Annotated in this window: 22 protein-coding genes; 13 read left to right on the top strand and 9 right to left on the bottom strand. The window is 51.4% G+C overall.

The annotated features are described in order from the left end of the window. Positions 1 to 28: 28 nt before the first annotated feature. Complete coding sequence (locus FHD02_RS01750; RefSeq protein ID WP_023183846.1) at positions 29 to 322, bottom strand: YicS family protein; 294 nt, start codon at positions 320 to 322, stop codon at positions 29 to 31. Positions 323 to 451: 129 nt separating this feature from the next. Here FHD02_RS01750 and FHD02_RS01745 point away from each other — a divergent pair, with 129 nt between their 5' ends. The 10 genes from FHD02_RS01745 (at position 452) to nlpA (ending at position 10,345) form a co-directional block, all read left to right on the top strand. After that, complete coding sequence (locus tag FHD02_RS01745) at positions 452 to 868, top strand: GNAT family N-acetyltransferase (RefSeq protein ID WP_061380876.1); 417 nt, start codon at positions 452 to 454, stop codon at positions 866 to 868. A 90-nt stretch (positions 869 to 958) separates the two neighbouring features. Next, on the top strand, positions 959 to 3,757 hold the full coding sequence (dagR, locus tag FHD02_RS01740) for a transcriptional regulator DagR (protein ID WP_220393495.1): 2,799 nt from the start codon (positions 959 to 961) through the stop codon (positions 3,755 to 3,757). 120 nt (positions 3,758 to 3,877) lie between these two features. Continuing rightward, positions 3,878 to 4,303 (top strand): PTS sugar transporter subunit IIA, encoded by a 426-nt coding sequence (locus tag FHD02_RS01735; RefSeq protein WP_061380878.1) that lies wholly within the window; start codon positions 3,878 to 3,880, stop codon positions 4,301 to 4,303. A gap of 12 nt (positions 4,304 to 4,315) precedes the next feature. Then, positions 4,316 to 4,801, top strand: coding sequence for a PTS system mannose/fructose/N-acetylgalactosamine-transporter subunit IIB (locus tag FHD02_RS01730; protein WP_003023959.1), 486 nt, complete (start codon positions 4,316 to 4,318; stop codon positions 4,799 to 4,801). Positions 4,802 to 4,826: 25 nt separating this feature from the next. Beyond that, on the top strand, positions 4,827 to 5,576 hold the full coding sequence (locus tag FHD02_RS01725) for a PTS sugar transporter subunit IIC (protein WP_003023960.1): 750 nt from the start codon (positions 4,827 to 4,829) through the stop codon (positions 5,574 to 5,576). Continuing rightward, positions 5,573 to 6,433 (top strand): PTS system mannose/fructose/sorbose family transporter subunit IID, encoded by an 861-nt coding sequence (locus FHD02_RS01720; protein ID WP_162267365.1) that lies wholly within the window; start codon positions 5,573 to 5,575, stop codon positions 6,431 to 6,433. Before FHD02_RS01725 ends, FHD02_RS01720 begins: the two co-directional genes overlap by 4 nt. Positions 6,434 to 6,436: 3 nt before the next feature. Next, the gene (gene dgaE / locus FHD02_RS01715) at positions 6,437 to 7,546 is read left to right on the top strand and encodes a D-glucosaminate-6-phosphate ammonia lyase (protein ID WP_220393494.1); all 1,110 of its coding nucleotides are present in this window, start codon (positions 6,437 to 6,439) and stop codon (positions 7,544 to 7,546) included. Further along, entirely contained in the window at positions 7,533 to 8,276 is a 744-nt protein-coding gene (locus FHD02_RS01710) for a 2-dehydro-3-deoxy-phosphogluconate aldolase (RefSeq protein ID WP_220393493.1), read from the top strand. Before dgaE ends, FHD02_RS01710 begins: the two co-directional genes overlap by 14 nt. 211 nt (positions 8,277 to 8,487) lie before the next feature. Continuing rightward, positions 8,488 to 9,402 (top strand): Rpn family recombination-promoting nuclease/putative transposase, encoded by a 915-nt coding sequence (locus FHD02_RS01705; protein ID WP_137361444.1) that lies wholly within the window; start codon positions 8,488 to 8,490, stop codon positions 9,400 to 9,402. Between the two features lie 124 nt (positions 9,403 to 9,526). After that, entirely contained in the window at positions 9,527 to 10,345 is an 819-nt protein-coding gene (gene nlpA, locus FHD02_RS01700; protein WP_137371324.1) for a lipoprotein NlpA, read from the top strand. Between the two features lie 26 nt (positions 10,346 to 10,371). Here the strand turns inward: nlpA and FHD02_RS01695 are convergent, their stop codons facing one another. Together FHD02_RS01695 and FHD02_RS01690 are read right to left on the bottom strand one after the other, a co-directional pair. Beyond that, positions 10,372 to 11,274: a carboxylate/amino acid/amine transporter gene (locus FHD02_RS01695; RefSeq protein ID WP_038635581.1), complete on the bottom strand. Its 903-nt coding sequence runs from the start codon at positions 11,272 to 11,274 to the stop codon at positions 10,372 to 10,374. A 25-nt stretch (positions 11,275 to 11,299) separates the two neighbouring features. Beyond that, entirely contained in the window at positions 11,300 to 12,244 is a 945-nt protein-coding gene (locus FHD02_RS01690) for a LysR substrate-binding domain-containing protein (protein ID WP_137361442.1), read from the bottom strand. Between the two features lie 147 nt (positions 12,245 to 12,391). Between FHD02_RS01690 and FHD02_RS01685 the strand changes: the two genes are divergently transcribed. Beyond that, entirely contained in the window at positions 12,392 to 13,168 is a 777-nt protein-coding gene (locus FHD02_RS01685; RefSeq protein ID WP_137361441.1) for an SDR family NAD(P)-dependent oxidoreductase, read from the top strand. 70 nt (positions 13,169 to 13,238) lie between these two features. Here FHD02_RS01685 and FHD02_RS01680 read toward each other — a convergent pair whose 3' ends face one another. From FHD02_RS01680 to FHD02_RS01670, 3 genes are all read right to left on the bottom strand, one after another. Continuing rightward, positions 13,239 to 13,919 carry a hydrolase gene (locus FHD02_RS01680; protein ID WP_042311522.1) on the bottom strand — a complete coding sequence of 227 codons (681 nt, stop codon included), beginning with the start codon at positions 13,917 to 13,919 and terminating at the stop codon, positions 13,239 to 13,241. Between the two features lie 501 nt (positions 13,920 to 14,420). After that, on the bottom strand, positions 14,421 to 14,726 hold the full coding sequence (locus tag FHD02_RS01675) for a putative quinol monooxygenase (protein WP_042311525.1): 306 nt from the start codon (positions 14,724 to 14,726) through the stop codon (positions 14,421 to 14,423). Position 14,727: 1 nt separating this feature from the next. Further along, positions 14,728 to 15,735 (bottom strand): zinc-binding alcohol dehydrogenase family protein, encoded by a 1,008-nt coding sequence (locus FHD02_RS01670; protein WP_204526338.1) that lies wholly within the window; start codon positions 15,733 to 15,735, stop codon positions 14,728 to 14,730. Between the two features lie 104 nt (positions 15,736 to 15,839). Between FHD02_RS01670 and FHD02_RS01665 the strand changes: the two genes are divergently transcribed. Continuing rightward, positions 15,840 to 16,742: a LysR family transcriptional regulator gene (locus tag FHD02_RS01665; protein WP_220393492.1), complete on the top strand. Its 903-nt coding sequence runs from the start codon at positions 15,840 to 15,842 to the stop codon at positions 16,740 to 16,742. 36 nt (positions 16,743 to 16,778) lie between these two features. Here the strand turns inward: FHD02_RS01665 and FHD02_RS01660 are convergent, their stop codons facing one another. The 3 genes from FHD02_RS01660 to FHD02_RS01650 form a co-directional block, all read right to left on the bottom strand. Continuing rightward, a complete protein-coding gene (locus FHD02_RS01660) occupies positions 16,779 to 18,275 on the bottom strand; it encodes a C69 family dipeptidase (protein ID WP_220393491.1) in 1,497 nt (498 codons plus the stop codon). Between the two features lie 341 nt (positions 18,276 to 18,616). Further along, on the bottom strand, positions 18,617 to 19,081 hold the full coding sequence (locus FHD02_RS01655; protein ID WP_220393490.1) for a hypothetical protein: 465 nt from the start codon (positions 19,079 to 19,081) through the stop codon (positions 18,617 to 18,619). Beyond that, complete coding sequence (locus FHD02_RS01650) at positions 19,078 to 19,851, bottom strand: transcriptional regulator (protein WP_079226201.1); 774 nt, start codon at positions 19,849 to 19,851, stop codon at positions 19,078 to 19,080. Before FHD02_RS01650 ends, FHD02_RS01655 begins: the two co-directional genes overlap by 4 nt. 577 nt (positions 19,852 to 20,428) lie before the next feature. Between FHD02_RS01650 and FHD02_RS01645 the strand changes: the two genes are divergently transcribed. Next, the gene (locus FHD02_RS01645) at positions 20,429 to 21,046 is read left to right on the top strand and encodes a helix-turn-helix transcriptional regulator (protein ID WP_137361435.1); all 618 of its coding nucleotides are present in this window, start codon (positions 20,429 to 20,431) and stop codon (positions 21,044 to 21,046) included. Positions 21,047 to 21,065: the final 19 nt, after the last annotated feature.

Genomic DNA, 21,065 nt, shown 5'->3' with positions numbered 1-21,065 from the left:
TTACAGTGCTCATTTTACAACATAATGGCTATAAATCAGGGCATTCCACTTTGCCAAGCGCTTCCCAGTAGTTGTTCTGATTGTTTCTTTGTATTGCCAGAATGGCTTCGCGAATGTGCTGTTGATTGCGCGTATCAGCCATAATTGTTTTTTCCCACACCTCATCTGACGGCGACCCTTGCGGGGTGCAAATCTTACGTAAGTCATTCAGCACGGTATTTTTTTCGTGTACAGCCTGCAGACCGCCATACGCTGAGTCGGCTTGCGCCAGAGCGGGTAGCGTTAAAAGGACGGCAATAATCGGAAAAATGGCTCGTTTCATGATAATAATCCTTGTTGTCTATGCGCATCATCTCAAGAGTAAGTGTAGACGGCATACGACTCACTCATCAGCCTGTGTTAATGCCTAAAACTAAATCAGCCAGACGTTGTAGTTTTTCAGGAGGATAGGATGCAAATACAGATTACCGATACGATTACCGAAGACGATCAAAACGCGCTGCTGAGCGGATTGCGTGCGTACAATCGCCAGTTTCTCAGAACCACCAATTTTGGCGACCTGGCAGTGTACTGGCGCGATGAGCACAATGAAATTCTGGGCGGGTTGATCGGCAAAATTAAAGGGGAATGGCTGTGCATTGAGTTTTTATGGATGCATGATTCGCTGCGTAAAGGCGGTTACGGCACAAAATTGATGCAGGCGGCGGAACAAACCGCGCGTGAGAGAGGGTGTCTGCATGCGCTGGTGGATACGATGAGTTTCCAGGCGCTGCCGTTTTATCAGAAAAACGGCTATCAGCTGCAAATGACCCTCGATAACTTCCCGGAAACCGGTGCCGCGCGCCATTATTTGTCGAAAACGTTTTGATGACCGGAAGGTCTGGATGCCGCCTCACTTTCTTGCGCAGCAGAATAGTGTATGTTCTGAACAATCATTTATTTCTTAAGCGGTAAAGAGATGAGACGGATTGAGATAATACTGGGAGAGCTGGAACGGCTGACGCGAGGACTGAATCTTGCCCAGCTGGCGCAGGAAACGGCGTTCACAGCGGAGGCTATCGGCTTTAATCTTGGGCTGGCGCGAAACTCGGTCAGTAAAGATCTCAATCAACTCTGGAATGATGGTCTGGCGATTAAAAGTCGCGGACGCCCGGTATTCTTTCTGCATCGTCAGGCGATTGAAACGCTGCTGGGACGTCAACTGGATGAGTCCGAACGCGAAGTGCAAACCGTGGCCGATCTGTTGCCTGTTCAGGAAGCTCAGGCGACAGACGATCCCTTTTTCGGCCTGATTGGTTACGATCGTAGCCTGCGTGATGCGGTGGAAAAAGGTCGCGCGGCGGTGCTTTATCCCCACGGGCTGCACGTTCTGCTGACCGGTCCTTCCGGTGTGGGCAAAACCTTTTTTGCCGAACTGATGCACCGTTTTGCCTGCGAACGCGCAACGGGAACACCGCCGCCGCTGGTCTATTTTAACTGCGCGGAATACGCCCATAACCCGGAGCTGCTCTCGTCCCATTTATTTGGCCATCGACAGGGGGCCTTTACCGGCGCAAATGAGAATAAACCGGGTCTGGTCGAGCAGGCTGACGGCGGTTATCTGCTGCTTGATGAAGTGCATCGCCTGCCGTATGAAGGTCAGGAAAAGCTGTTCTCAATTCTCGACAAAGGCGAATACCGACCGCTCGGCTCAAGCGCCGTGGCGCGTTCTATTTCGGTCCGTCTGATTTGTGCAACCACCGAACCGGTCAGCTCGGCGCTGCTGCGCACCTTCCAGCGACGTATTCAGGTGTGTATCGACTTACCCGGCATCCGCCAGCGCTCGGTGGAAGAGCAGGTTGAGCTGATCGTCGGCTTTTTACAGCGTGAGAGCCGCAAAATCGAGCGCACGATAAGCATCGATCGTACCCTGCTGCTCTGGCTGCTGAACAAGCCGCTGGAAGGCAATATTGGTCAGCTCAAGAGCGACATTCAGTTTCTCTGCGCCCAGGCCTGGGCCTCGGGGATGACGGAACACAGCGATACGCTACAGCTGGATAAACGTCTGGCAGAAATGCCGTTTAACGCCACGCCGGAACAACGTCTGCTGGTGGGAGCGCTGTTCGAAGGTAAAGAGCATCTGAGCATCGATGCCCGTACGCTGCCCGCACTGAAAAATTCGCTGGCGACCGGAGCCGAAATTGAAGAGAGCGATCTCTTTTACAGCTTCCTGACCCGGGAATATATCAACCTGCGTAACAGCAACGTACCGCCAGCCGAAACTCTGGCGATACTAAAAAATAAACTCAGCTCGATTTTTGAATACGGTCTCTACAGCCGCGACAGCGTGGCGCATCCCCCGCGCTATGGCGATCAGATAGAAGAACGCGTGACGCTGCTGATCGGCTGCGTTGAGCAAGTGCTTGGCTTCACGCTGCCGGAGAATCTGGTTAACCCGCTGCGCAAACACTTTCTGGCGCTGATTGGCTACGTGCAGCGCGGGCTTATTCCCCAGCTTTATTCTTCCAGCCTGATCCTCGATCGCTGTAAAGATGAATACGAAAACGCCACGCTGTTATGCCGAAAAATCAACGAACTGCTGCATATTCAGTGTCCGGCGACGGAGGTGGTCTGGCTGTGCCTGTTCCTCAAAGAGTGTCGGCATTACCGCCAACGAATTGATGCCAGCCCGGACTGTGGGGTGATTTTGATTGCTCACGGCGCGACGACCGCCACCAGCCAGGCGCAGTATGTGAACCGCGTGCTGGAGCGCGAGCTGTTCAGCGCTATTGATATGCCTTTCGAGCAGTCGGTGCATGATACGCTGGAAGCCCTGACGCAGATGATCCAGGTGCGGCAATATCGCCGACTGATTCTGATGGTGGATATTGGCTCGTTGGTCCATTTTGGCAGCACTATCAGCAAATTATTCCAGATAGATGTTCTGCTGATGCCGAACATTACGCTCACCAGCTTGTTGGAAATAGGACTGGATTTAAGTTATGAAACCAGTGACTTACCGCAGCTGGCGGCATTAATGCAGAGCAAAAATATTCCCTGCCAGCTCTGTACGCCGCAGCAGGAAAACAGCGGCAAAGTGCTGGTCATCTCCTGTATCACCGGTATGGGTACGGCGGAAAAAATCAAAAAGGTGCTGGAGGAGAGCTTCGGTGAGCTGATGTCGCAGGACACGCGGATGGTGATCCTCGACTACAACGAAGTCCGCAGCCTGGAGCGCGTTCAGCAGGCGATTAACGCCAGCGAGCGTCTGGCGGGGATCGTTGGCACTTTCCAGCCGGGACTGCCGGATATTCCGTTTATCTCGCTTGAGGAGTTGTTCTCAGAGCAGGGACCTGAACTGGTGCTCAGCCTGCTGACGCCAGATCTCTCCAGCAGTGAACGCCGTCTGGAGATGGAACGCAGCGCGATGCGTTTCATCAGCGCGTTGACCATGGAAAGCATCATTAACCATATTTCGGTGCTCAACCCGCAGCGCATTCTGAAAGAGATGGAAGGGGTGCTGAATCATCTGACCACCGCGCTTTCGCTGAAACCGAGCCGTCAGGTGACACTGCGCTTCCTGATCCACTGCTGCTGTATGGTTGAGCGTATCGTGATTAACCGCAAACCGTTACAGATGGCGTTAGAGAACAAGCCGGATCTGGATATCCGCGCGTTTAGTGTCATTAAATCTGCTTTCCTGCCGATCGAAGAGGCCTATGCCATTCGCTTATCGGACGCGGAATATTTTTATATCTACGAACTGCTGTATAGCTAATCTCTTGTCTGGTGGGGCTTTGCGCCCCGCCAGCATCCACCACTCCCCCGCGTGACACAAATTCTGGCACAGCCTTTGCTCTGTTTACCTATGTCTATGTAATCGAGCCTGGAGGCCATTTTGACTACCACTGAATCCTTGCCCCAGATCCTGCTGCTGACCCATGGCGGCTGGGGGCAACAGCTTTGCAACAGCCTGCGCATGGTGATGGGTGAAATCAAAGGCGTAACGGAAATTGCGTTGATGCCCGTTGATACGCTCGGCGAGTTTTATCAGCGCGTTGAAGCCGTGGTGAAAACCATGCCGGAAGGTTCACTGATCCTGACCGATTTTATTGGTGGCACCACTTCTAACGTAGCGGCGCGGCTGAGCGCTGATTACCCGGTGGCAGTGATTTCCGGGCTGAACGCCTCTTTGTTACTGGAGGCGCTGGACAAACGCGAGCAGGGCCAACTGACTACCTGTGTGGCCGAACTGGTTGAGGCCGGGCGTAGCAGCTGCCTGGACGTTGTTGCTCACGTACGTCAATTACAACAATCACAATAAGGATTAAACATCATGGCAAACATCGTCTTATGTCGTATCGATAGCCGTCTGATTCATGGACAGGTTGTGACTAAGTGGGTTGGACAATCTCAGGCAAACCGGATTGCGGTGGTTAGCGATGAGCTGGACGCCGACCCATTTATGAAAAATATCTACCTGATGGCAGCGCCGCCAAATATCAAAGTGGATTGCTTCGGTAACCAGAGTTTTGCCGCCGCATGGAAAGAAAATCAGCTTGGTGACGGCAAGGTTCTGGTGCTGTTCCCCTCTCTGGCGGCGGTTCAGGAAGCGGTCCAGTTGGGGTTTGATGTCACCACCATTCAGGTCGGCGGACTGGGCGGTGGGCCAAACCGCAAAGCGGTATTCCAGAACATCACGCTAGATGAAAAAGACGTCGGCATTCTGAGCGACCTGAAAAATCGTGGGATTCAGGTGTTCTTCCAGACTATCCCGGAAGATAAGCCGCAGTCGCTGGACGATATCCTGAAAAAATTCTAATCCTTTGATAACAGGGTAAAAAACTATGGATACTTTAGTTTTCGCAAGCCTGATGGGGTTGTATTACTGGTTTGCCCGATTACGCCTTGGCTACACCTTTTCCGCCATGCTGCTACAGCCGGTGGTGATTGCCGTATTCGTTGGCCTGCTGTTAGGCAATATGGAAACGGCGATGATCATTGGCGCAGGTATGCAACTGGTTTACCTCGGCGTGACCTCTACGCCGGGCGGCAACGTCCCGTCGGATCCGGCGCTGGCTGCCTGTATTTCAATCCCTATCGCCGTGAAGGCCGGAATGGACCCGAACCTGGCCATCGCACTGGCGATCCCGTTTGGTGTTATCGGTGTGTTCCTCGACCAGTTGCGCCGCACGTTAAACGCCGCGTGGGTACATATGGCCGACAAGCACGCGGAAACGGCCAATATGGCGGGCATTATGCGCTGTGCGTTCCTCTACCCGGCATTACTCGGGCTGGTGTTGCGTTTCCCGGTCGTCTTCGCCGCTAACTATTTTGGTCAGGACGTGGTGGAAAGCTTCCTGAAGCTGATGCCGCACTGGCTCACCCACTCTTTTGAAATTATGGGCGGCATTCTGCCGGCGCTGGGCTTCGCCATCACCATTATGGTGATCGGTAAAAAGAGCCTACTGCCGTGGTTTATCGGCGGATTCTTTGCGGTGCTGTACCTGAAGGTGGACATCATGGCGATGGCGATCTTTGGTACCTGCGTGGCCTTCCTGATTAAAGGTCTGGCGAAAAATGAAGGAGCAGCATGATGAGCAGCGACGTAATGCAGCATGAACTGGTGGAGCGCGCGCGTGAAAGCGGCGCGCTGACCAAAGCAGACATCACTAAAGCCTGGTTTATCTACTGGCTGGGCGCGGAAGTTTCCAGCTCCTATGAGCGTTTGCAAAGCCTGATTTTCTGCGCCTCGATGACGCCGATCATCAAAAAGCTTTACCCACAAAAAGAGGAGCAGGTGGAAGCGCTAAAACGCCATCTGAACTTCTTCAACTCTGAACAGACGTTCGGGGCGGTGATTCAGGGGATCTCCATTGCGATGGAGGAGCAGAAAACACGCGGCGAGCCGATTAGCGACGCTTCGATCACTGGGATTAAAACCGGCTTAATGGGGCCACTGGCCGGGATGGGCGACTCCATCATCTGGGCCGCCGTTATGCCGCTATTAATCGCTATTTTCATCCCGTTCGCGGCCAATGGCAGCGCGATGGGCGGAATTGTACCGTTAATTCTTTATCCCGCTATTACGCTGGCTATCAGCTACGGCATGGTGCACAAAGGCTATACGCTGGGGCGTGACTCGATTATCGGTCTGCTGCAGGGAGGGCGGATTAAGGAGCTTATCTACGGTGCGAACGTGCTGGGTCTGATCATGATGGGCGCGCTTTCCGCGAGCTACGTTAAGATCACCACCCCACTAAAACTCAGCGCCCTGAAAGGCTCTGAAGTGGTGGTCCAGCAAATTCTCGACTCTATTGCCCCCGGTCTGTTGCCGCTGGCGGCGGTGTTCGCCATCTACTTTTATCTGGTGAAGAAAGGACCGCGTTACACCACGATTCTGCTGTCGATTGTGGCGCTCAGCGTGGTTTGTTCGCTGTTGGGAGTGCTGTAAGCCATGACACAGAATATTTATCAACAACTGGGGCTAAAACAGGTCATTAACGCCTGCGGCAAGATGACGATTCTGGGCGTTTCCAGCGTAGCGCCGGAGGTGATGCAGGCCACCGCGCGGGCGGCCTCGGCCTTTGTTGAAATTGATCGGCTGGTGGACCGTACCGGCGAGCTGGTTTCCCGCTATACCGGCGCGGAGGACAGCTATATCACCTCTTGTGCGTCGGCGGGCATTGCTATCTCTGTCGCCGCAGCCATTACTCGCGGCGACCCGGCGCGAGTCTCGCTAATGCCCGATAGCACAGGTATGGCGAATGAAGTGGTCATGCTGCGTGGGCATAACGTTGACTACGGGGCGCCAATCACCAGCGCGATTCGCCTGGGCGGTGGTCACGTGGTGGAAGTCGGCTCAAGTAATCTGGCGGCCCGCTGGCAGCTGGAGAGCGCGATTACCGATAACACTGCCGCGCTGTTGTACGTGAAATCGCACCACTGCGTGCAGAAGGGCATGTTGAGCATTGCAGATTTTGTGCAGGTCGCGCAGGTTCACAACCTGCCGTTGATTGTCGATGCCGCTGCCGAGGAGGATTTACACGCCTGGGTGGTGAGCGGGGCGGATATGGTGGTCTACAGCGGGGCAAAAGCCTTTAACGCGCCAACCTCCGGGTTTATCACCGGGAAGAAACAGTGGATTGCCGCGTGTAAAGCGCAGCACCACGGGATTGCCCGGGCGATGAAAATCGGCAAAGAGAATATGGTTGGGCTGGTGTATGCCCTGGAAAACTATCATCAGGGGCAGGCCGTGGTGACAGCTGAGGAACTCCAGCCCGTGGCACAGGCGATATCAGCGATTCCCGGACTGGACGCCGATATTGAGCAGGACGAAGCCGGACGCGCCATCTGGCGGATTCGGATTCGGGTGAACGCGCAGGCGATGGGGCTGGATGCTTATGCTGTAGAAGCGCAACTTCGCGGGGGCGATATCGCGATTTACGCTCGTCGTTACAACCTTCATCAGGGCGTTTTTAGTCTTGATCCGCGTACGGTCGCAGAAGGGGAAATGGCGTTGATCGTAGCGCGATTAAAGGAGATTGCAGACCATGCAGCACATTAATTTTTATCGGAATAAAGTGGCCGTTAACGTACTGGCGAAGGATATCGCCAATGCGCGGGAAATCTATGATGCTGCCGAAGGCCATGCGGTGATCGGCGTGCTTTCCGCGCAGTTTACGTCAGTTGATGAGGGCGTTCGGGAAGTTAAACGCTGGATGACGGAGGTGCCGTCGATCTCCGTCGGGCTGGGGGCTGGCGACCCGGCACAGTATTACAAAGCGGCGATGATAGCTTCAACGGTTCATCCGGCGCACGTCAACCAGACCTTTACCGGCTGCGGGTTTGCGGCAGGGGCGCTGGCGGTAACAGGCGGCGAACAAACCCATATCAATGCGCTGGTCAGCCCGACGGGTACACCCGGAGAGGTGCTGATCTCGACGGGCGTCAGCAGTAGCCAGGGCACGCCAGCCCGCGTTTCCTGCGATGCAGCGGTACGGATGATGTTGGATTCAGGGGCTCACGCGGCGAAGTTCTTCCCGATGGGGGGAGAGCGGTCGCTGCCTGAGTTGTACGCGCTGGCGACGACCGCTGCGCGCAACGGCATGACGCTGATTGAACCGACGGGCGGGATCGATCTCAATAACTTCGGCATTATCCTGAAAACCTGTCTGGAGGCGGGAGTGCCCCGCGTGATGCCGCATGTTTACAGCTCGATTATCGATCCACAAACGGGTAATACCCGGCCTGAAGATGTCGCCAGGTTAATGGAGATAGTGAAAGAGATGGTGTGATGTTGCTATCGCCGGATGGCACATAAAAGATGCCCGGTAAGCGTTAGGTTTCACCGGGCATTTTTGCGAACACCATTCCCGGAAAATGAATACATTGCAAAAGTATGTATTTATTCGCCAGAGCGCCTCGCAGATGAAGAGTTTCCCTGATGTTGGTTGCGCTGCTGGCGAGTAAGGTTCCGTCATCTTGTTCTTTTGGTGACGGATCGCCATGAAAAAACCTACAACTTCTACCCCGCATGATGCAGTTTTTAAAAAGTTCTTAAGCCATCCAGAAACGGCGAGGGATTTTCTTGATACCTATCTTCCAGCGTCATTACGTGAATTTTGCGATCTGAACACACTGAAGCTGGAATCCGGGAGTTTTATTGAAGAAGACCTGCGTGCCAGCTATTCCGATGTACTGTGGTCACTAAAAACAAGGACTGGAAAAGGCTATATCTATGCGTTGATTGAACACCAGAGTTCGCCGGATGCGCATATGGCGTTCCGGATGATGCGTTATGCTATTGCCGCAATGCAGAGCCATCTTGATGCCGGAAACAAAACGCTGCCGCTAGTGGTGCCGATACTTTTTTATCATGGCGTTGCTAGCCCGTACCCTTTTTCACTATGCTGGCTGGATGAGTTTGACGATTCAGAAACTGCGCGGCAGCTTTATGGCGCGGCTTTCCCGCTGGTAGACATCACGGTGGTATCTGATGACGAGATTATGCAGCATCGGCGCATGGCGCTACTGGAACTTGTCCAAAAGCATATACGTGAGCGCGATTTGATGGTGCTGGTCGATAAACTGGTTGCCCTGCTGATTAAGGGACACGCTAATGACAGTCAGGTAGAAACGCTATTTAATTACCTGGTACAGTCCGGCAGCGCACCGCGCTTTGAAGCGTTTATTCGTGAGGTTGCCAGGCGCGTTCCTCAACACAAGGAGAGATTAATGACGATTGCAGAATGCTTACGTGAGTCGGGGCGAAGAACAGGATTGCTGGAAGGCAAACTCGAAGGCAAAAAGGATGAAGCGTTGCGGATCGCCCATGCCATGCTTGAGAAGGGCATCGATCGTGAACTGGTGCTGATGATTACCGGGCTTTCCATCGATGAGCTCACGGCACACTCCGACTAATTATCCTTTTTTCCATTATGCTTTTTTCTTCTTGCTGATGCTTTTTCGTTTTTTAAACCGCAGCTGCCTTCCCGCTATAGTCATTTCATTACTCATCAGGCGGTTATTTCAAAAGGATAAAAACGTGAAACTGAAAATACCTCATTTTGCAGCCGGGACGGTGGTATTACTGGCGGGATTATTGCTGGCAGGGTGCGATCAGCCGAGCAATGACGCGAAACATATCAAAGTGGGCGTCATTAACGGCGCAGAGCAGGACGTGGCGGAGGTCGCGAAGAAAGTAGCCAAAGAGAAATACGGCCTGGACGTTGAGCTGGTGGGCTTCAGTGGCTCATTATTACCCAACGATGCCACTAATCATGGTGAACTGGATGCCAACGTCTTCCAGCATCGTCCGTTCCTCGAACAGGATAATAAAGCGCATAACTACAAGCTGGTGGCGGTGGGCAATACCTTTGTTTTCCCGATGGCCGGTTATTCGAAGAAAATCAAAACTATAGCGGAACTGAAAGACGGCGCAACGATTGCAATACCTAACGATCCGACCAACCTTGGGCGGGCGCTGTTGTTGCTGCAAAAAGAAAAGTTAATCACCCTGAGAGCGGGGACAGGTCTATTGCCTACGGCGCTGGATATTACTGATAATCCACGGCATCTGAATATCATGGAACTGGAAGGCGCACAGCTACCACGTGTACTGGACGATCAGAAAGTAGATGTGGCGATTATCAGTACCACTTATATCCAACAAACCGGACTTTCTCCGGTGCATGACAGCGTATTTATCGAAGATAAGAACTCACCGTATGTGAATATTCTGGTGGCGCGAGAAGACAACAAAGATGCCGAAAATGTGAAAGTATTCCTGCAATCTTATCAATCACCGGAAGTAGCAAAAGCGGCGGAAACCATCTTCAACGGCGGCGCGGTTCCGGGCTGGTAATTAACCCCTTGCCGCGCCGGTTGGGATTAAACCGCTCTGGCGCGGCGACGTGAGTCCATTGAGATCAGCACTACCGATGAGAGGATCAGCATCGTGCCCAGCCAGTCAGGCAGGGTGAACGTAATACCTAACAGCAGCAGAGACAGCAACGCGCTGCTCAGCGGTTCCGCGCAGCTCAAAATGCTCGCTTTCGGGCCGCCAATCATCTGCGCACCTTTCAGGTAAAGGCTAAACGTGAGTGACGTACCGATGACCACGAGATAGAAAAACGCCAGAATCAAACTACCATTGACGACAAAGTTGGTTCCCTGCCCGGCATAAAACGGCAGCAGGATCATCCCGCCAATTAACATACTCCAGCCAACAACCGGCAGCGTACCGTAGCGCGCGATAAGCGTTGAAGGGTAGGTGGTATAAAACGCGGCGGCAAATGCGGAGGCAATTCCCCAGAACAGCGCGGCAGGTGAAATAGACAGCGACGTCGGGTTACCGTGGGTGACCAACAGGAACGTGCCAATGAGCGAGGTCAGGATCGCGGTTAGCACCAAAATACCCGGTCGCGCTTTACGTACAACGGAAAACCACGCCACGATAATGGTCGGTGATAAAAATTGCAGTACCGTCGCGGTGGCGGCGTTAGATTTTTCGATGGTTAACAGAAAGGTCAACTGTACGGTAAGCGCGCCTACCACGGAGAAAATCAGCAGGCTAATCGCGTCTTTGCGGTTTTTGATAATGGAGAATACTTTGTCGCCGTGAACGAAAGAGAGCATCAGCAGAATAAGTCCGGCGAAAATCAGACGCGTCATGGTCAGGAACTGAGATGACATCTGACTTTGCTCCATGATGTACTGTGCACAAACGCCCGAACTTCCCCACAATACGGCGGCAATCAGGACGTTCATCATCCCTCTTCTGGTGGAACCCATCTTTCCCTCGGCATGTTGTTTTGTTTTATTTGTGTGCAGGCATCATAGCAGAGTTAGCCGCGATTTCTGCCAGCACATCCGCAATCAGCCAGTCATTAAAGACTTTCACCTCCGGACGCATTACCGCGTGTTGCGGCGTGACGATGTAGTATGACCACGTCAGTGGCCAACGGGTGTCGGGGTGAAGTTGCACCAGTTGTCCGTCGGTAAGTAACTGCTGAACCAGCGCCCGGCGAACGATAGCCACCCCCTGACCGCTGATTGCCGCCAGGATCACCGCAGAGGTGGAGTTGATGTGCAGTCCACTGTCGCGGACGGTCGGGGCATGGGTAGCGTTCAAGACATCATCCCAGGCAGGAAAATGAGCACCGGGGTGGGGAGTGTCGTCGTGGATCAGCTTTTGCGCGGCCAGCCATTCCCCGCAGGCGATTTTATCTACCGGTACCATTCTTGGGCTGCAGACCAGAACGGCTTCTTCATCCATTAACCAGGTTTTGTTGACGCCGGGCCAGTCACCTTGGCCGCAGCGTACGCCCAGATCGGCTTCGCCGTGGGCGACATCCATCAGCTTTTCCGTCACATTCAAACGTAATTCGATGTTTTCATGCGTTTGTGAGAAACGATTGAGACGACTCATCAACCAGTTCATGACCAGGACCTGCGACGCGGTAATAATTACCACTGAGCGTGCCCGACGGCCGCGCAGCTTGTTGAGTCCGGATTCCAGGTTATCCAGTCCCAGAGTGATGTCGCGTAATGCGTCCTGTGCTTCGCTGACCAGCGTGAGGCGTTCTTTGCCCGTGCGGGTGCGATGTAACAGTGGATGGCCTACCCAATCTTCCAGCGCACGCACCAGTTGCCCAACGGCTGCAGGCGTCACGCCCAGTTCCTGCGCCGCGCCGGTGAAGCTGCCATGACGGGCGGTGGCTTCAAAAGCGTGTAACCATTTTAGCCGATTGAGTGAACGCATCTGCTGTTTTCCATTCTTGTTAACTGTTTTCAGTATACGCCAACGAGATAGATTTTCTTTCTTGAGATGCTATTTCTTCTCAGTCGTCAACCTCTGAAACGAGTGGCATCTTTAGCGCATCAACGGATTCTTTAAACGAGGTTAACGATGAGCGCATTATTTGCCGGAAAGAAATTGTTAGTAGTGGGTGGGACCAGTGGGATGGGGTTCGAAACGGCGAAACTGATCCTTCAGGGCAGCGGTAGCGTGGTGCTGGTAGGCAACCGCGCCGACAAAGCAGAGCAAGCGCGTCAAACTCTGGCGACGTTGGGTGATGTCGCGGTGATTGTTGCGGATTTGATGTCGGAAGCCGGAACGCAGCAGGTGATGGCCAGGTTGAATGCTGATCATAAAGACATCAACCTGTTAGTGAATGCGGCTGGTGTGTTTTTCCCGAAACCTTTTACTGAACATGAAGTTGAAGATTATGAGCTATATATGAGCCTCAATCGGGCGACGTTTTTCATTACCCGCGAGGTGGTGCGCAATATGTTGGCAGACAATATTAACGGCGCCATCGTGAATATTGGTTCAATGTGGGCGCAACAAGCGGTGGGCGCGACGCCTTCATCGGCCTATTCGATGGCCAAAGCAGGTCTGCATGCGTTAACCAAAAATCTGGCTATTGAGCTGGGCGCGCATGGGATTCGCGTGAACGCTGTTTCGCCAGCGGTCGTGCATACACCCATCTATGAAGGATTTATCCCGAAAGAAGATTTACAAGGTGTGATGAGCAGCTTTGACAGTTTCCACCCAATCGGTCGGGTTGGTATGCCGCTTGACGTTGCCGAAACCGTCGCGTTCCTGCTGTCAGACAAGGCAGGTTGGGTGACTGGCGCTGTCTGGGATGTCGATGGGGGAGTTATGGCCGGGCGTAATGCCTGACAGGGGCTGATGCTGCGCATGACAAAACGCCTGCTTATACGAAACAGGCGTTTGTGCACGATCGGAAAAATTAAGTGCGCTGAGAGTCCAGCAGCTCGTTATTTTTCACAACATCCTGGGCTTTGGTATAGCTTTCAATCAGTAACTGATAAGCCGGGAAGATTTTGGTATAGACTTCAGCCCATTCTGCTGCGTCTTCCCGATTCCAGGTTTTCTGCAGTTCGGACGCAACCGCGGCAGTATCCATCGGCACGACGCCAGCCTGTACGACGCGGGCCATGGTGATCTCCTGCGCCATTTTGCTGTAAGTACCGGAAGCATCGATGACGGCAAAGACTTTATAGCCTTCTGCTACCGCGCTGATGGCCGGGAATGCCATGCATACACTGGTGATGGTACCAGCAATAATCAGCGTCTTACGGCCTGTCGCTTTTACCGCCGCAACAAACTCTTTGTTATCCCAGGCGTTAATTTCACCTTTGCGTGCGACATAATGTGCGTGAGGTGCGTTCTCATGAATTTCCGGAATAAGCGGACCGTTTGGCCCCTGCGGCACAGAGGCGGTGGTAATCACCGGCATTTTGCATAAGGTGGCGATTTTTGCCAGAGCCGTAGCTCTTGCACGCAGTTCAGTCATTGGCATATCGCCAACGGTCTGGAACAGGCCGCTTTGATGATCGATAAGCAACATAACTGCGTCATTGACATCAATCACTGGGCGTTGGCCATTAAAATTAGCGGGTGTAGACATGATCCATTCCTTGTTGTTGCTTTTTGCAGGTTATCTAACCTGCAGTAAAGTCTATAATCGCCTGGGCGATATCCATTTTTGCTCTACAGCTAATTAACCATTATTGACATCATCATGGTTAATTTCAGGGGGAGGCTAAAGCTATCTTTATCAGAACAGCCTTAGTGAACTAATTTCCTCCGACCCTATGAAAATAACAATGCCTGTTATTATGAAATTATATTTCTGCATTCATATTATTTTATGGTGTGTGTTGGAAGTAAGAGGGGTAGATATCGGTGGGTATTTCTGACTGATTTGTTTTTATACGGTTATTATTATTGTGAAATAAAATGAATATTAACGATATATCTTCAATGTCAATTTTGTGACTAATGCCACGGTTTTCTTGAGAGTAATGATCATGTCTATTTTATTTACTAAGTCATTATTGAATTAAGTAAATTCTCAGATTGATATTTATTGTGCTCCTCCGAACAGCAGAGGAGCACGGTATTAATATTACGGCTCAATCGGCGTCAGATAATCCAGTCGTAGCGGCTCGGCCAGTAGATCGTTCATTTGCAATACAAACGACTGGAAATGCGGCAGGGCGATATGTTCGTCCAGGCCAGCCTGACCGCGCCAGGATTCACGCACATAAAATACATCTGGCGTGTCGCGTAACTGGAACAGCGCATACTCAATATTGCCCTCCTCCCGGCGCGTGGGCAGTAAGAGAGCCTGTAGCGCCTGTTTCAGGGCATCTATTTTCCCTGGTTTGGCTTTCAGTACTGCAATAATTGAAATCACTTCTGCATCAGACATGTTAAAACCCCTCCAACACAATCTTGCCGACCGAGCGACCCGTTTCAATTTGCGCGTGAGCTTTTTGCAGATTCGCCGCCGTGATCGCGCCAAAATGTTCACCCAGCGTGGTATGGATAGTGTGGTCGTCGATCAACTGGGCCACGCGGGTCAATAGCTGATGCTGGGCAATGATGTCGTGGGTGGTAAACATCGAACGGGTAAACATAAACTCCCAGTGCAGCGAAATGCTTTTGGCCTTCAGCGGACGCGCATCAAGGGTTTGCGGATCGTCAATCAGCGCCAGTTTCCCCTGTGGAGCGAGGGCAGCAATAATTTGCGAGTAGTGCTGTTCGGTATTGTTCAGGCTGGCAACGTGCGTCACCTCTTTAATACCTATCCGTGCCAGCTCTTCCGTCAACGGCTTGCTGTGGTCAATCACATGATGAGCGCCCGCTTCACGTACCCATTTCTGGCTTTCCGCACGTGATGCGGTACCAATGACGGTCATTTTGGTCAGCTTACTGGCCAGTTGCGTCAGAATAGAACCCACGCCGCCAGCCGCGCCGACAATCAGTAACACATCGCCTTCGTTGCCGTTTTCCTCAATGCCCAGGCGGTCGAAAAGCATTTCCCAGGCGGTGATTGCGGTCAGCGGTAGCGCTGCCGCAGAGGCGTTATCCAGCGATCGCGGTTTCAGCGCGGTGATTCGTTCATCAACTAACTGAAATTCGCTGTTACTGCCCGCACGTCCCAGGGCCCCGGCGTACCAGACTTCATCGCCAGGCGAGAACAAAGTAACGGCTTCGCCCACGGACTTCACCACACCAACGGCATCCCAGCCCAGTACGCGCGGCACATCAGCGTTAAAACCTTCGCGGACCTTGGTATCAACGGGGTTGACGGAAATGGCTTTCACTTCAACCAGCAGATCGTGCCCGCTGGCGACCGGCATGGGCAGCTCAATCTCTTGTAAAAATTCAATGTTATTGCCGTCGGTCGCGGCACGGGTAATGGCGATGGCTTTCATATTCTCTCCGGTCACAGGAATCAGTTGAATAATTCGATGGTAAACCGGTAACAGAACGGGAAAAATAGCCCTACGGCGACAGGACTTATACTCGGGGAGTGAAAATGTTCCGGCTTGAAGATCTCACGTTGTTTGTCCGCGCCGCGGCGCTGAATAGTTTTAGCGATGCGGCACGCGAAGCCGGCGTTCAGCCTGCTCAGGTCAGTTCTGCTATCAAGCGTCTGGAGTCTACGTTGACTATCCGCCTGTTCGCTCGCTCCACGCGCAGCCTGCGCCTGACGCCGGAAGGCGAGATTTGGTTGCCCTATGCCCGCCAGATGCTGGACGTGATGCATGCCGGGCTGCAAAAAATTCAGACCCCGGAAGATGAAGTTTCTGGCACGCTGCAAATCGCGGTTCCTTCCGATCTTGGGCGGAATTTGCTGCTGCCGGTCTTTCAATCTTTTCGACGCCGCTATCCTGCGCTGCGTTTGCGGATCTTTTTCTCCGATCAGGTGACGGATGTTTTTAAAGATCCTGTCGACGTCGCATTTCGTTATGGCAATACCGAAGATGCGTCATACATTGCGCTGCCCGTTGCGCCGGGTAACCGACGCGTGCTGGTGGCATCCCCGGATTGGGTTTTACAACACGGAGCGCCGAAAACCCCGGAAGATTTAGCGCAGCTGAACGCCATGACCTTTGTCTTACGTGGACGCCTGCACGACCGCTGGACCTTTACGCACGACGGCGAGGTCAGCAGCGTGCAGGTCAACGGCACGATTATGAGCGATGATGCCGAAGTGATCCGACGGCTGGCGATTGCGGGTGAGGGGATTGCCTACAAGTCGTGGCTGGATGTTAGCGAGGATGTACGCGAAGGGCGATTGCAGTTGCTGATGACGGATTATCAGGGAGAGAAAGTCCCGCTGAATATGATTTGCCCGCATCGTAAGCAGCTTTCAACGGCGGTACGCTTGCTGCATGACGCCGTGAAGGCGCGATGTGAAATGCTGGCGCAGAGCTAAGATACGCTTTGCGCCAGTACATTACTGTGGTGTGACTTAGTCTTTTTTCGCTGCGTTAGCAAAGAAAATATCAGACTGAATGTCTTTGGTGCGGATGGTAAACAGCTGATTAGTGAGATCTTCCGTTAACTTCTCGGCATCGGCCATGATGCGCAGGTTGAAGTCATTCAGCATTTTATCTGCGGCAGGTTTATTGGTTTTCGCCATCTTCAGATATTCTGCTTCGACCTCTTTTTGCTCCTTCGCCACTTTATCTTCCCACGCTTTGTAGGCCTTTTTGACGATTGGCGCGAGCTTCGGATAATCGGTCATCGTCAGCGTCTGCAATTTACGATATTTCCAGTAGATGGATTGATCGTCAGCCTTATCTGTACCCATTGTATAGTTGGCCGGATATGCTTTCAGGCCGCTGTAATACGGAACAAAGGCGGTGAGATCGGCCATACCCAGACCAATGTAGGTGGTTTCACCGATCTCTTTCGGCAACCACGGACGTACCTGCATAACGTGCGCTTCATAGGTGCGGAAGACGCTGACCGGACGCCACGGCTCTTTACCGTTCAGGCCGTTGGTGTACGGGTCATGGCTGGTGCCTTCATAGTGGCTACGCAGCACGGCTTTCACATCGTCCAGCGTCATTTTCTTCTCTGGCTTCATGAAGACCGGGAATTCACGTCCTTTGGCCATATCCTGATTTACGGAAGGATTGAACTCTTTCTGGATGGTCCAGACGCGAGGATCGTTGTACGTACGGTCACGCTCGTCATCACGGGTATAAGCTTTAGAGAAGTTGAATTTGCCGTCTTTCGCCGGGTCGTACAGGCCTTTTTCCGTTGCGAATTGAATCAGATTTTTTGACGCCATCATGTCCGGGTTTTTAGGATCGTAATCCTGTAGGCGGCCCTGATTACCGGTGGCGAAATATTGGTTATTGGGCAGGCGCTGCGCCATCCACTGGTGGCCGCTGCCGGTTTCCAGGTACCAAATTTCGTTATCGTCGACGACGGCAACGCCAAATCCTTCACCAGCACCGACGGTTTCAACAATATGTCCCAGCAGCGCAACGGCCTCACGTGCGGTTTTGCTCTGCGACAGCAGAACATCCGGGATATCGTCTTCAGTGATCCCTTTATCCTCAACGTACGGGTCGGCGGCCAACGCTTTTGGTGAAGCAAAAATAGACTCTGTCCCACTCACGCCGACGCCCAGTTCGTTAAATCCGGTTGCGCCATGCAGTTGAGTTTTCCAGTTTGGGACGGTGGTATAACGCAGAGAGTTTTTCGGCAGTGGCCAGGTAAAATCATTCGCGCCATTATGTGCTTTGGTGCTGTATACCCCGGTCTGATTCTGTTTTGCCGAATGAATGACAAAATGCTGTGCTTTCAGGGCATCGCTGTCTGCGCTACGGGCGACCAACATGGAGCCGTCCGCTGATGCTTCATTGCCGACCAGCAGGGTCGTACAAGCAAAACCTGATGAAACAACCGCCAAATTTATTGAAAGTGCAATCAGGCACTTTTTAAAAGTAAACATTACGTATCCCTCATATGTACGCCAAAAATACACCGGAAACATACCGTTTCCTGAAATGCGATAACGCCTGAACGCTCAGACATTACTCGCGAGAGAGATAAACGTCCCTGCCCACGTCTTCTCCAAATATTCATTCGTAGATTGAAGTCTTCTGGACAAAATAACATGTCCATTTCGCTTAATTATTACGCAACGAATATCCTGATATTCAGGATGTTTCCTGATTCGCGGTGAAGAATAGAATGGCTTATTAGTGGATTCAGTGACCTGTGTCGCGTAAGTTAATGATGACAAATGTGAATCCCGTGGAAGCACCGTGCTTTTTGTTTCCGGATATGACGTTACCTTTTGCGGCAATACAGCGAGGGAACATTGGAACTGGCGAAAATCCATGCGCCCTTATACTCCTCCATGACCAGGCTCAGGCTGCGTCCGGTCTGCCGATAAAACCCGGGCAACGTATTGTTGATATCCGCTTCATCGGCCGTGTCGGCGAAGGTTTTGACAACTTGCATGGCCTGTAATACCCGTGCATCACGCTGTTGGGTGTAGCTGAAATAGATGTTCCTGCTGATGTCTGAGATATTACGCCCATACAGCTTACCGGTAATTGTCGATAATCCTTCCTGGTTGTACATCCGAAATGAAACCGTTCCAGCAAAGCGGTTGCTGCCAATATTCCATTCAACGTTTCCCACGCAACTTAGCGGCTTTTCGGCATAACGTGAATACCATAGCCAACTACCTGAACCGAGTAGGGTAACCAGGCCAATAGTGAGCAAGATTATGTGGCGTGTTTTTTTCATTGCCCGCGCATCCAGTAATAATGGGTAGTACAAAATGCGTGGGCATCTATCCGCGCATCTTTATCGCATACAAATGCTACCATCCTCTCTGCTTTGAGGTAGCCGGATAGAAACACGTGCTTGTTGTTTTCACAGAGTAAAGGATGAAGCTGCATCAGATTGAAATAGCCATGCTGGTCATACTCATTTGGAGAGTAATAAATTTTGCAGTTTTGCCGCGAAGGGATCTGCATGGAAACAGAGACAAACTTACTAAATGGCATAACCGGGCGAGTCTGATACCACACCAGCCAGATAACCAGAGTGGCGATAACAACACTAACGCTAAATAAAATGTTCCACCAGGAGATCTGCGTCGTTTGTTGTGGTGCGGTAAGAATTACCTTTGCAGGCGCGCGCTCCTCAATAACCGGTGACTGGGAAACGTCACTCTGAGGATCCGGTATCACTTCGACCTGAGCGTTTTCATTCAATCTTAGCCCACGGCGGGAAATAGTTTTCACCGTATCGCGCGGTAGTCCCACTTCCGCCAGCGCATTACGTAACGTCAGAATTGCCTGGTAGAACGTGTTGGTGGTGGTGACATTATTTCTCTCTCCCCAACCCACTATCATCAACGTGTTCTGGGAAACAATGTCACTTGCGTGAGTAATTAAATAGAGAAAACAGAGCGAAGCAGGGAGCTGGAGTTGTATTGTGCGCCCGGTCTGACGATTGACCAGACTTTTGCTATCAGGATTAAATTCGACCAACTGATTGATAAGATACAATTGCCCAGCCCTCAGTAACCAAAACGTATCACAGCGTGTCCTTGCACACCCCTTAAATTTTACATCCAAATCGATAAGACGCCTCACTCTTTGTACATGATCGAAGATAAGAATTTCACTTAGGGGATAAAAACCCTTCAAATACAACAAGTTATTAACCTAATTTCTTAGGTTGGAATTAGCTAATGTTAAATAATGAGAATTCATTACAGTTTTATCTGGGTTATCATTATATTTATCCACAGAGCGACAAGGGTGATTAAGTTATCTGAATTGTGTAATTAACATGTAACCTTTACATCGGTTATTTTTTAGCAAATAGTGCTTTTTTAAGATTTATCCTAGGATTTTAATTTATGCATAAAATTCCTAATGCCCAGATTGTTATTCTGAGATAAAACATAAAAAAACTTAGCGGTATGGCATTGCTTACCGTATGTACATATTAGCGCATCAAGAGTTTATTACATTTTTTTAGGGTTGCTGTTATTAACTGACAAGGAATGTCATGCGTGTCGGATTGACACATTTATTTACCGATGAAATATTTATGGAAAAATAACAGGAGTCATTTTTTATGAACAGATCCCCATCACAGAGTATTCGTTGCATAAGCTGTGAATTATCCTGTCAATTATTTCCGGATACTGCGGTACGCGCCAGGTACTGTCACCGTGCCGCTTTTGCGATCTGGCCGGAGGGAAATGGCTTTCTGCAAAGAGGCGTTATTGAAAAACTTCTGCTTAATAATCAAAACCATTTGTCGCGCGGGTTTATTTTTGTGGATTTCTCCTTTCCAAACCTGCGCCTGTTCGCCGACCCGCAATGGGTTGACCGTCTGGCTTATAGCGGCATGCATATTGTTTTGATAGCGGACCGGAACCTGGCGCCGTTAGCCAATTACTGGTTGTCGAAAAGCAATAAAATACAAGGCATTATCTATTCTGATGATGATGATGACGTACAGCATCAGAAAATGAGACGATTATTTACTGGTCATCTCGCTAACAGTAAACGTGGGCGCACACTCAACTACACAGAAATGATATTACTGAAGCGATTTGTCTCAGGAAAAAGTATTCAGCAAATTACCCAAATAGATAATATTGATATTAAGAAAATATATGTCTATAAGCTCCGGCTTGAAGATAAGTTGGGCCATAGTATTCATCAAATACTATCGAATATTTTATAAAGCATTTCTGATTTTTATT

This window comes from Citrobacter sp. EC_71, assembly GCF_019584005.1.
Lineage (GTDB): Bacteria > Pseudomonadota > Gammaproteobacteria > Enterobacterales > Enterobacteriaceae > Citrobacter > Citrobacter werkmanii.
Note: the sequence above shows the minus strand (reverse complement) of the source record. Positions and strands in the feature narration are given on the sequence as shown.